Source organism: Porphyromonas gulae, assembly GCF_000765945.1.
GTDB lineage: Bacteria > Bacteroidota > Bacteroidia > Bacteroidales > Porphyromonadaceae > Porphyromonas > Porphyromonas gulae.
The window spans coordinates 610150-621918 of sequence record NZ_JRAT01000012.1 but is presented as its reverse complement, the minus strand read 5'-3'; the positions used below and the strand labels follow the sequence as shown (position 1 = coordinate 621918).

The 11769-nt window shown below is 52.3% G+C and carries 8 protein-coding genes and 1 pseudogene; 5 read left to right on the top strand and 4 right to left on the bottom strand.

Translation table 11 applies throughout. The annotated features are described in order from the left end of the window. Positions 1-166 precede the first annotated feature (166 nt). The 5 genes from HQ49_RS06135 (at position 167) to HQ49_RS06115 (ending at position 7736) form a co-directional block, all read left to right on the top strand. Positions 167-1417, top strand: a complete 1251-nt coding sequence (locus HQ49_RS06135; RefSeq protein ID WP_039418948.1) for an HlyD family secretion protein — start codon at positions 167-169, stop codon at positions 1415-1417. 79 nt (positions 1418-1496) lie between these two features. After that, positions 1497-2168 (top strand): ABC transporter ATP-binding protein, encoded by a 672-nt coding sequence (locus tag HQ49_RS06130; protein ID WP_004584758.1) that lies wholly within the window; start codon positions 1497-1499, stop codon positions 2166-2168. Between the two features lie 310 nt (positions 2169-2478). Continuing rightward, on the top strand, positions 2479-3765 hold the full coding sequence (locus HQ49_RS06125) for an ABC transporter permease (protein ID WP_235290074.1): 1287 nt from the start codon (positions 2479-2481) through the stop codon (positions 3763-3765). 21 nt (positions 3766-3786) lie between these two features. Beyond that, positions 3787-5115, top strand: a complete 1329-nt coding sequence (locus HQ49_RS06120) for an ABC transporter permease (RefSeq protein ID WP_039418944.1) — start codon at positions 3787-3789, stop codon at positions 5113-5115. A 338-nt stretch (positions 5116-5453) separates the two neighbouring features. After that, complete coding sequence (locus tag HQ49_RS06115; protein ID WP_230587847.1) at positions 5454-7736, top strand: NADP-dependent malic enzyme; 2283 nt, start codon at positions 5454-5456, stop codon at positions 7734-7736. A 226-nt stretch (positions 7737-7962) separates the two neighbouring features. Here HQ49_RS06115 and HQ49_RS06110 read toward each other — a convergent pair whose 3' ends face one another. The 4 genes and pseudogenes from HQ49_RS06110 to HQ49_RS12710 form a co-directional block, all read right to left on the bottom strand. Further along, the gene (locus tag HQ49_RS06110) at positions 7963-8400 is read right to left on the bottom strand and encodes a hypothetical protein (RefSeq protein WP_018964258.1); all 438 of its coding nucleotides are present in this window, start codon (positions 8398-8400) and stop codon (positions 7963-7965) included. A 35-nt stretch (positions 8401-8435) separates the two neighbouring features. Continuing rightward, a complete protein-coding gene (rpiB, locus tag HQ49_RS06105) occupies positions 8436-8873 on the bottom strand; it encodes a ribose 5-phosphate isomerase B (RefSeq protein ID WP_039418942.1) in 438 nt (145 codons plus the stop codon). Between the two features lie 86 nt (positions 8874-8959). After that, the gene (locus HQ49_RS06100; protein ID WP_039418941.1) at positions 8960-10987 is read right to left on the bottom strand and encodes a transketolase family protein; all 2028 of its coding nucleotides are present in this window, start codon (positions 10985-10987) and stop codon (positions 8960-8962) included. Between the two features lie 356 nt (positions 10988-11343). Then, positions 11344-11457 (bottom strand): annotated as a pseudogene (locus tag HQ49_RS12710) (hypothetical protein); the annotation flags it as partial. Between the last annotated feature and the right edge of the window lie 312 nt (positions 11458-11769).

The following is an 11769-nucleotide window of genomic DNA, read 5'->3' as shown; positions in this document are numbered from 1 at the left end:
CCGACTGTCCGGAAACGAACACCCGAACTGTCCGAAAACGGACAGTGGACACTTCGGTCGATCGAATAAGTGACTGATAATGAGGACGGGGGATTGTTTGGCATGGCATTTGCTCCTCGGAAGGCGGTGAGCAACGAAGCTCGCACCGGAAAAAAGAAAACGATTCATGGACAGACAAGTTTCGCCCGAACGGCTCAAACGTGAAAAGCAAAGACGTTACCTCATCATAGCAGCTTCGGCAGTCATTCTCTTCTTCGGGGGATGGTGGTTGCTCTCCTCCATGCAAGGCTCCATATCCGCAGCCTCTCTGCGTTTGGGGCGGGTGGACAAAGGAGAAGTGCAGATCGCTACCTCAGCTTCCGGCGAAGTGGTGCCGGCTTTCGAGGAGATCATCACTTCGCCGGTGCAGGCACGTCTGATAGCTGTGCTTAGGCATGCAGGCGATTCGGTACACCGAGGTGAACCCTTGTTGGAACTGGACTTGCAGTCCGTGCGCACGGAGTTCGAGAAATTGCAGGACGAACTGCGGATGAAGCAGACCCAACTGCATCGGCAGGAAGTACAACTCCGCGGAGAGCTCAATGCCAAGCGACGCGAACTCAAGGTCAAAGCCATGCAGAACGACCGCCGAAGAGCAGAGCTTCAGAGCGAAAGATATTTGGATAGCATCGGAGCAGGTACGACGGATAAGGTGCGCGAGATAGAGCTGGCCAATCGTGTGGCGGCACTCGAATACGAGGGTATGGTGGAAAACCTGCGCGATCGTGAGGCCACGGCTGCTGCCGAACAGGCTACTTCCCGGCTGGAAATAGAGATATTCAGGAAGACTTTGGAGGAGAAACGCCGTCAGCTGGATGATGCCCGGATCGCTTCTCCTCGTGACGGAGTGCTCACCTTTGTACTCAGCGAGGTGGGTACGCTTATCGGAGCAGGCTCTCAAGTGGCCACCGTGAGCGATCCGAAGCACTTCCGCATTCAGGCCGACATAGCGGACGACTATGCCCAACGCCTCTCGGTCGGTGCCAAAGCGGTGGTAAATATCGACGGCCGTCGTATAGAGGGAACGGTGACGAACATCACGCCCGCAGCCAAGAACGGAGTGGTACGCTTCTATGTGGGATTGTCGGCAGATGAGACGCACGCACTGCGTTCGGGCTTGAAAGTCAGCGTCTATGTGCTCACGGCTCTCAGAAACGAATGTGTGCGAATCCCCTTCGGCAATTACTATCACGGCGAAGGCCTGTATGAAATGTACGTGCGCCGAGGCAGTACGCTGGTACGTCGGGAGGTACGTCTGGGCGGAAGCGGCGAGTCGTTCGTGGAGGTCATGTCCGGTCTCGAACCCGGCGAAGAGGTCGTACTCCAGACCCTGGATGCAGCATTTCGCAATAGCAAGAAGATCAAACTGAAAGACTGAGGACGTACGAGTCCGGGAGTCTGCCCTCCATCCGGAGAGAATGATAAGAAGAAACCATAACGAAACATAACAGAACAATATGGATGCAATCAAACTGACCAACGTGAGTCGCATCTTCCGTGCCGGCCTGATGGAAACGGCCGCTTTGGAGGATATCAACATCAGCGTAAACGGCGGCGAGTTCCTTTCCGTCATGGGACCGAGCGGATGCGGCAAGAGTACGCTCCTCAACGTCATGGGTCTGCTGGACCGTCCTACCACGGGGACAGTGGAAATCCTCGGACAAACGGTACACTCCATGAACGACAAAGCTTTGGCCGCTTTCCGCAATGAAAAGCTGGGATTCGTATTTCAGAGTTTTCATCTCGTCAATACGCTCAATGTGCTGGACAACGCCATGCTGCCGCTCCTCTATCGCCGCATGAGCGAAAGCAAAAGGAGGAAGGCGGCATACGAAGTCCTCGAGCGCATGGAAATGACGCATCGGCTGCGCCATTATCCCCAACAGCTCTCCGGAGGTCAATGCCAACGCGTGGCCATTGCCCGCGCCATTGTAGGCAATCCCGAGATTATCCTCGCCGACGAACCTACCGGTAACCTCGATTCCAAAATGGGGGCGGAAGTAATGAGTATCCTTCATCGGCTCAATACAGAGGACGGACGTACCATCGTCATGGTCACTCACAACGAATTGCAAGCCCGGGAGACGAGTCGGACCATCCGAATGTTTGACGGGCATCAGGTGGGCTAATCAGGTGAAATACAGGGTTTTAATGATCATCCTTGAGAGATGCCCGGATCGACCTCAAAAGGGGGCTAAACCAAACTATATAGTTTGACCAAACCAAAGTATATAGTTTGGTTCAACCAAAGTATATAGTTCAGTCAGACCAAACTATATAGTTTAGTCAGACCAAAGTATATAGTTTGATTCGGCCCTTCCAAAAGGATAGAAAAAGCATATCGCAAAGATGGTATCGGAGGTTCGGGACAGAGGTTTCCCCCTTCCCATTCGCACGCCTTCCGCATCCATCGAAACAACCGCACAAGAGACAGAAACAATGAAAAGATATATCAGACAATCGTGGCAAATCATCCGGCAGAATCCGGTGCTCAGCGTTATCGGCATTATCGGTACGGCCTTTGCCATTTGTATGGTCATGGTACTGGTGCAGCAAGAGTATATGAAGGTGGGAAGGTTCTCGCCCGAAAGCAATCGTTCGCGCTGGTTGGTGACCCGAGGTGCCACCATGACGACGAAGGACACAACGAGAAACATGACCATGAATACCAATTTGGGAGGGTATCAGGTATTAGAGATATTCCGCAAGCTCGAAACACCCGAAGCCGTGACCGCTTTCGAGGAGCTTTCCATGCCTGAGCCGGGCTATGAACCACGGTTCTGCGTGCGCGAAGGCGAGCAGGAAGTCCCCGTCACGACGAGATATACGGACGAGGCTTTCTGGCAGGTGTTCGATTTTTCTTTCGTCGCCGGCAAGCATTATACCGAGGCGGATGCCCGATCGAATATCTCCGTGGCAGTCATTACCGACAGGTTGGCGCGCCGGTTCTTCGGCTCTTCGAGTGAGGCTGTCGGCCGGCAAGCTCTGATCAATGGGCGCAAATACACCGTCTGCGGAGTGGTGCGCCATGTGACCCCTTTCTGCAACTTCGCCTATGGAGATGTATGGATGCCTGTGTTCAGGCTGTACGAAGAAAGAGTGAAGAACAACCTATTCTCCAGATTCAATGTAATCTGTCTGGCCAAAAGCCCGAAGGACTTCGATGCCATCAAGGAAGAAGTCGGGGCCTTGACCGCCAAGTGCAACGGTGTGCAGGAGAAATTCAATATCAGTTTTCCCGGTCAGCCTGCCGACCAGTTCACGACGATGCACCGCAAATTCCGTCGCGATGAAACCGAAGCCTCAGAGTATCGCCGTCGCTTCATTCTCCTCCTGTCGCTATTTCTGTGTATCCCGGCCATCAATCTTTCGGGTATGACTCTTAGCCGTATGCGTCGCCGTTTGGCCGAATTGGGTGTACGACGCTCTTTCGGAGCTGTCCGATCCGATATAGTCCGTCAGGTACTGGCAGAGAATATGCTGATCAGTCTGATAGGAGGGGCTTTCGGATTGCTCTTGAGTTACCTGGTCATGGCTCTCTTTCCCTCGTGGCTCCTCAGCGTGGGGAGCTGGGGAATGATGCAGGGCGACATCAACGTAGCCATGTTCAATCCCGTCATTTTCCTGATAGCTCTGATCTTCTGTGTGCTGATCAATCTGCTCAGTGCCTTTATTCCAGCCTGGCGCATATCCAAGACTCCCATCGTAGAATCCCTCTCCCACTAACCTCATCATACAGATATTATCATGCTACATCATATTATCAAGATCATCCGCGCCGAACGTCGTGCCAACCTCTGGATATGGCTGGAGATGCTCGTCGTATGCGGCCTGCTTTGGTTCGTCACGGACTATGCTCTGGCAGCCCTGCGTGCCTGGACACGCCCGTTGAACTACGATATAGAACACGTGTACCGCCTTACCCTTGCAACCGTCCAAAAAGACAAGGACGGAAAACGGAAAGAGATGTCCGCCGATCAGGGAAAAACCATGATGCAAACCCTCGATCTGATTGCTGCATATCCCGGAGTGGAAGCGGCTTGTCTCCAACAGTGGGGTGGTCATTATTCCTCTTCGTCAAGCAACAGTAGCTTTCAACTGGACACCGTATCACTCATAAACGTTGAGGATCGAATGGTTTCGCCGGATTATTTCCGTGTGTTTCGTGTCTATGGAGCCGATGGTTCTTCGCCGGAAGTGATGGTGGAACGATTCGGCAAACTTCGCATGAACGATCTCCAACGGGACTACTATCTCTCGCGCAATGCCCTCGACTATGTGGAGAAAGTCAATGGCGAAGGACGAGAAAGCGACCTCCGCTACATAGGCATGTCGGACAGCATCAACTACAACATGGTATCCGTTGTCGATGGCGTCCAAAGCGAAAAGAGTATCCGATACAATCAGACACTGCGAGGACTCATACCGGATCAGCCCAAAAACGAAGCCGAAAGTACCGGCTATGTCAGCCTGAAGCCCATCACGGAGGAGTACATTTCGCAAAACGAGCTGACATCTTACTCCGTCTATCTGCGTGTCTCTCCCGAAGCGGATACGCCGGACTTCAAAGAGCAGTTTATGAAAAGGATGAAAGCCGTGACCAAGGACGATACTTATCCTGTACTGACGATGAATGCTGTCAGTGAAGACCGGGCAGGGATATTGGCCGATCCTGTCCGGCAGATCAATAATCATCTGGCCATCGGTTTCTTCCTCCTGCTCAATATATTCCTCGGCATCGTCGGCACCTTCTGGGTGCGAACCGAGCAGCGACGCGCCGAAGTAGGAATCCGCCGTGTAGTGGGATCCACGAACAGGAGCGTATTCTCGCTCATGTTCGGCGAAGGGGTTATACTGATGACACTGGCTTCCCTGCCTGCTGCCGTAGCCGCATGGTACGTCATGTTCCATACCGATCTTTGCGACATCAAGGTGTTTCCTGTCGGCTGGGGACGTCTTTTGCTCGGATTGGGGTGTACTTATTTGCAGATGCTGCTGATGGTTTTTCTCGGCACATTCATTCCCGTACTGCGTGCTTTGCGTGTGCCTCCGACCGAGGCTATCCGCAGCGAGTAGGGGAGGATGGGATCCATTCCCCCACGTTCCCCCTATACCTTATTATATATAGCAGCGACAAAACGGCCGTATCGTAGTACAACGATCCGCCTAAGCTCGAAGGGGCAGGAGCCGATACAGGTCTCCTGTCCCTTTGTCGTCTGGCCTTTGTATGCAGTTTGCAAACCGGAAAAGAGACAAAACCTCCATTCATAATAGGAGATTTTGGTTCGGCTTCCCTACCTTTGTGTGCCAATAGCTCCATACGGATTTGTCGGAATTTGTTTCTTCTCAGACATTTCGTGTGCTATTGCTTGGGAAATAAACCCGACAAAACAGAAACGATACTACCTATTATAATGATGAACAGCAAACTCGAAGAACAGGCACGAGCCTATCATGCCGAAGGTAAGCCCGGCAAACTCGAAATCAGGCCTACGAAGCCTCATTCTACTCAGCACGATCTGACGCTGGCATATAGTCCGGGAGTAGCGGTGCCCTGCAAGGACATCGAACAGGATCCGGCATTTGCATACAAATACACGGCCAAAGGCAATCTCGTGGCCGTGATCTCGAATGGTACCGCCGTTTTGGGACTGGGGGATATAGGTGCTTTGGCCGGCAAGCCGGTTATGGAGGGGAAAGGACTGCTCTTCAAGATATATGCCGGTATAGATGTGTTCGACATTGAGATAGACGAGACGGATCCGAAGCGGTTCATCGAAGTGGTCAAGGCTATTGCCCCGACCTTCGGAGGCATCAACCTCGAAGACATCAAAGCACCCGAATGCTTCGAGATAGAGGAGACGCTGAAGCGAGAATTGGATATACCCGTCATGCACGACGATCAGCACGGCACGGCGATCATCTCTTCCGCCGGCCTGATCAATGCGCTGATGATAGCAGGCAAAAAGATCGAGGATGTGCGTATCGTAGTGAACGGTGCAGGGGCATCGGCTTTCTCCTGCACCAAACTGTACGAATCCTTCGGTGCCAGAAGAGAAAACATCCTGATGCTCGACAGCAAAGGGGTAATCACAGCGGATCGGACGGATCTGACCGAACAGAAACGCTACTTTGCCACCGAACGTACCGATGTGCACACGCTGGCCGAGGCCATTGCCGGTGCTGATGTCTTTGTCGGTCTGTCCCGTCCCAATGTGCTCACACAGGATATGGTGCGGATGATGGCTCCCAATCCCATTGTATTTGCACTGGCCAATCCCAATCCGGAGATTACTTATGAGGAGGCTACAGCCGCTCGTGAGGATATTATCATGGCTACGGGGCGTTCGGATTATCCCAACCAGATCAACAATGTGATCGGTTTCCCTTATATATTCCGTGGAGCTTTGGACGTTCGTGCCAAGGCTATCAATGAGGAAATGAAACGGGCTGCTACGATGGCTATCGCGGATTTGGCACGGGAGGCTGTCCCCGACGAAGTGCTTCGTGCCTATGGCAATGCTCAGTTGCACTTCGGGAAGGATTACTTCATCCCCAAGCCGGTGGATCCTCGCCTGATCGTTCGCGTATCTACAGCCGTAGCACGTGCGGCAGTAGAGAGCGGTGTGGCAGAGCATCCTATTGCGGATTGGGCTGCTTATGAGGCCGAACTGCTGGGACGGGTGGGACTGATGAGTCACCTTACCCGTCGTCTTCACGAATCTGCCAAGCTCTATCCTCATCGCGTGATCTATGCAGCCTGCGAGAATCCTTCGGTGCTGAAGGCTGCCGTATCGGCACGTGCACATGGAATAGCCCGACCGATCATGTTGGGGGATGAGAAGCAAATACGGGATTTTGCCGTAGAGTTGGATTTGTCTTTGGAGGGTATCGAGATTGTTAATTACCGCTCCGATGAAGAAAAGGCTCGCCGTCATCATTATGCCCGTGTCTTTGCCGAGCAGAACTGGCGGCGCGGAGGCAATCATACCGAAGCACTGGACAAGATGTTCGACCCCAACTATTTCGGTATGATGATGGTGCGCTTGGGGGATGCCGATGCTATGATCACGGGCATATACAGCAAGCATAGCTATCTGGCGGAGGTGGCCAAGCAGACTGTCGGCCTGCAGGAGGGCGTCAGTCACTTTGCCACTATGCATATGGTCAGCCTGAAGAACGGGCCACTCTTTCTGGCCGATACGCTGATCAATCACAACCTTTCGGCCGAGGCTCTTGTGGACATCGCTGTGATGGCCTATGAGAAAGCACACTGTTTCGGCGTAAAGCCTGTACTGGCGATAGTCGGATTCTCTGACTTCGGAGCCGACGGCGATGCGGATAGTACGGTGGAGGCTGCGAAGGCTGTGGCCATATTGCATGAGAAATACCCCTATATTCCCGTGGATGGAGAGATGCGGGTATCCTTGGCTCTCCATGCCGAAAAGAGAGATAAGCAGTATCCGCAGAACAAGATTAAGGGGCGTAATGCCAATGTTTTGATTTTCCCGCGTCTTTCGGCAGCGAATGCATGTTACCAGCTGCTTCGCGAAGCGGACGATGCCGAGGAGGTGCTGGGTCCTATTCAGATCGGTCTGGCCAAGCCTGTCTACTTTGCCGATCATGATGCTACGGTGTCGGACATCCTCAATATCACGGCCATGGCCGTACTGGACAGCCACGCCTGTCTGATTTGATTCGAGTATAAATCCGTACAACAAATAGAGGCTGTTTCACCATAGAAACAGCCTCTATTTGTTTCTTGCAGCCAAACGAAAGCCTAACGGAAAATGCTAAGGCTAAAAAGCAAAGAGGCTGCTCTGCAAATCGTGCAGAGCAGCCTCTTTGTATTTGGGGTTTCTATCCTTTGGAGGAGTTCCCGATAGGTCGCCTTTTATCGTGCTTAAATCCGATGGACTGACTTTATTCGGTAGGACGTTCTACGCGCTTGAGTCCGCCGGTGGTTCGGCCGGCCTCTAAGAGCGGCAGGTTGGTTTCAGTCGGGATGTAGATCACGGTCTTGTCATTCAGACTGCCCTGCTGACGCACCCACAGATACTGAATGTATGTGGGCGTAAGACTGTTGTTTTCTATCCTGATGGCTTCTGCGGCTCCTTTTGCCCGTTCGATCTCAGCTTTGGCATTGAGCTTCTCTGCTTCGAGATTGGCTTTTGCTTCTTCGATCTTGATCCTTCTGTTTTGTTCTGCTTTGGAGAACTCTGCTTTTCCTGCCTGTTCGGCTCGCCAAACGTTGTACATCGGCAGCCCGAACATCAGCCCTACAATAGCAAGGACAATGATAATGAGCGACACGACGATGGTCTTTCCCTGAATCGTCGTGGAAGACTTAGTGATATTCATTACTTTATTTCTTGAGTTTTTTGTCGGGTTAAGTACTATTTCCGGATGGGGATTTTGTCTATTCGGGCCTTATGGCGTCCCCCTTCGAAAGGCGTCTCCAAATAGGTCTTCAAGATCGTTTTGGCCTGTTCGTCCGAGATGAAGCGTGCAGGCAGCGAGAGGACGTTGGCATCGTTGTGCTGGCGAGCCAAACGAGCGATCTCCTCAGTCCAGCAAAGAGCGGCACGTACGTGGGGATATTTGTTCATCACCATGGATATGCCGTTGCCCGAACCGCAGATCGATATGCCACGATTCAACTGCCCCTGTTCGATGGCAGAGCCTAATGGGTGGGCAAAATCAGGGTAATCGACGCTTTCGGAAGAGTGGCATCCGAAGTCTTTTGTCGTGATGCCTTGCTCTGCAAGCCATGCCTTTACACGTTCTTTCAATTCATATCCGGCGTGGTCGCTACAAATACCGATTGTTTCCATTGTCTGAGCTGTGGTTTGTAAAAACAGATTGCCCGAAAGCCATATTCCGATCTGGAAGTCGCTTTCGGGCAACCTGTGGTTGGTTATCAGTGGAGTATTTTCAACACTTGTTCGTACACATTCTCTGCCGTAAAGCCGAGTTTCTCGTCCAGCACCTTATACGGGGCGGAGAATCCGAAAGAGTTCAATCCCCAGACGGCACCGCTTTCGCCCACAAGGCCTTCCAGATTGACGGGCAATCCGGCTGTCAGACCGAAACGCCTGATACCGGTGGGAAGCACTTCCTCCTGATATTCGGCACTCTGCGAACGGAAAAGCCCCTCGGAAGGTACCGACACGATACGAAGTTTTACGCCGCGTTTGCGCAGCAGCTCTGCTCCTTCGACCAATGTGGACACCTCAGATCCGCTGGCCAAAAGAACTACCTCGATATTTTGATCCGTATTGACGATATAAGCTCCCTTTTCAGCCTGCAAGGCTTCTTCGTACCGGCTGCCGTTGGCAGGCAGATCGGTGATATTCTGACGTGAGAGGATCAGAGCCGTAGGAGTATGCGTATTCTCCATAGCCATCTTCCAAGCTACGGTAGTCTCCTGTACATCGGCCGGGCGAAGTACCAGCATGGAGCGGCGGCCGCTGTGGTTGTGCAGCTTCTCCATCAGGCGGATTTGTGCCTCCTGTTCCACCGGTTCGTGAGTAGGACCATCCTCGCCCACACGGAAAGCATCGTGCGTCCAGATAAACTTGACGGGCAATTCCATCAGGGCAGCCATACGAACGGCCGGTTTCATATAGTCGGAAAACACGAAGAAAGTACCGCAAGCCGGAATGACACCTCCATGAAGAGCCATACCGATACAGAGACATGCCATGGTCAGCTCCGATACACCGATCTGCAAGAATGCTCCGCTGAAATCCCCTTTCTTCATGGCGTGGGTTTTCTTCAAGAAACCATCAGTCTTGTCCGAATTGGAAAGGTCGGCAGAGGTTACAATCATATTCTCCACTTCTCCGGCAAGAGTACCCAGCACGGTGGCAGAAGCGGAACGGGTAGCCTGATTGGGTTTCTGCTCTATGGCTTTCCAGTCGATTTGGGGCGTTTGGCCGGCGAACCAGGCATCGAACTTGGCTGCCAAATCGGGATGGGTGCTGCGCCAGCGTTGTTCTTCTTCGCGACGCTCTGCCATGATCTGCTCCAGCTCTGCCAAGCGAGCGGCATACATCTCCTGAACTTCGGGGAAGATGGCGAACGGCTCGTCGGGATTGCCTCCGAGGTTCTTGACCGTTTCGGCGAATGATGCTCCGGCAGCCGATAGAGGCTGTCCATGCGTGCTCACCATATTCTCATACGAGCTGCCATCTTCGCCTACGGCACCTTTGCCCATAAGGGTGTGACCGATGATAAGTGTGGGGCGTTCGCCCTCTCCCTTGGCTTCGCTCAAGGCCTTGCGAATTTCATCCGCATCATTGCCTGCGATCTCTATTACCTTCCAGCCCCATGCACGGTATTTCATGGCTACGTCCTCGCTTGCCACCTCTTTTACCGTTGTAGAGAGCTGTACGTCGTTCGAGTCGTAGAACATAATCAGATTGTTCAGCCCAAGGTGTCCGGCGATTCGGCCGGCTCCCTGTGATACTTCCTCCTGTATTCCCCCATCGGAAATGTAGGCATAGATCGTCTGGCTCATCATCCAGCCGAAGCGATGAGCGAGGAATTTAGCTGCGATGGCTGCGCCGACAGCATAGGTGTGGCCTTGTCCCAAGGGGCCGGAGGTGTTCTCCACTCCGTGCATGACATCTACTTCGGGATGTCCGGGTGTGATGCTGCCCCATTGGCGGAATGCTTTGAGGTCATCCATGGTGTACTTGCCCATCAATGCCAGCTGAGCATACAGCATCGGGGACATATGTCCCGGATCCAGGAAGAAGCGATCGCGACCCGCCCATTGTGGATTCTTCGGGTCAAAGATCAAATACTCGGAGAAGAGCACGTTTACAAAGTCCGCTCCGCCCATGGCTCCGCCCGGGTGACCGCTTTTGGCTTTTTCCACCATTGCAGCGGCCAACACTCGAATATTGTCCGCAGCCTTGTTCATCAGCTTTTTGTCGTTCATTCCTTCTAATTATGTTGAGGTGAGATTATGTCTTAAATTATGATTGTCCTGTGACCCCGAAGACATCTTTTCCGGCAAAGGTAAGAAGTTCCGTTCAGAGCACGTGGTTTACTATATTAAATAGATGGTTTTTCGGAGGTCAAGCCCTGCTCCTCTCTCCCTTAAAGACACGATATAGATAGAATCATCCCGTCTTTCTATTCGCAAATGACTGAAGAGTGCTTCTCTCGGTACTCTCTTATCATCACAAAGGGAGCCGGTTTGCCATTACTCATGACACAGGCCTTGGCGTATGCGGTGCCCCGGCCAAACTGTTTTTATAAGTCTAACAAAATTATCTAAATTCGAGATACTCCTCAAAACTCGGAAGAGCCTCCTCCCTTCTCATCCTCTTTTGTGCAGAGGGCATGTGCCGGCTGAGAAAATAAGAAGACATGGTGCCGAAAAACGTGGGGCGAGAATTTTTTCGCTTTGGCGCGGGAACGGAAAAATTCTCGCGCCGCAACGAAATTTTTTTCGTTCCGTTTTTCCCGAAAAGCGGTTCGAGTTTTTCCAGGAAAATGGTTCGTAAATTCGTTTTCTCTTTTTCCGCTCCTGTTGAATGTCCCTCCGCTGTTCTAAAACTTTTGGGAAAGCGGTTTGCCTTCTTGGGGAGGGGGAGAGGAAGATCTTTACCTTTCGTCTTGGACTCTATAGGGTATGATCATTGGATTTTCATTCTATTACATTGTATTCTATATCAATAAGAAATACTATCTTTGCGGTCGATATTCCTATGTATG

Excerpts from the sequence above, each read along its gene's own strand:
- HQ49_RS06100 (WP_039418941.1), bottom strand. The coding sequence starts at position 10,987 with ATGAACGACAAAAAGCTGATGAACAAGGCTGCGGACAATATTCGAGTG.
- HQ49_RS06125 (WP_235290074.1), top strand. The coding sequence starts at position 2,479 with ATGAAAAGATATATCAGACAATCGTGGCAAATCATCCGGCAGAATCCG.
- HQ49_RS06120 (WP_039418944.1), top strand. The coding sequence starts at position 3,787 with ATGCTACATCATATTATCAAGATCATCCGCGCCGAACGTCGTGCCAAC.
- HQ49_RS06135 (WP_039418948.1), top strand. The coding sequence starts at position 167 with ATGGACAGACAAGTTTCGCCCGAACGGCTCAAACGTGAAAAGCAAAGA.
- HQ49_RS06130 (WP_004584758.1), top strand. The coding sequence starts at position 1,497 with ATGGATGCAATCAAACTGACCAACGTGAGTCGCATCTTCCGTGCCGGC.
- rpiB (WP_039418942.1), bottom strand. The coding sequence starts at position 8,873 with ATGGAAACAATCGGTATTTGTAGCGACCACGCCGGATATGAATTGAAA.
- HQ49_RS06115 (WP_230587847.1), top strand. The coding sequence starts at position 5,454 with ATGATGAACAGCAAACTCGAAGAACAGGCACGAGCCTATCATGCCGAA.
- HQ49_RS06110 (WP_018964258.1), bottom strand. The coding sequence starts at position 8,400 with ATGAATATCACTAAGTCTTCCACGACGATTCAGGGAAAGACCATCGTC.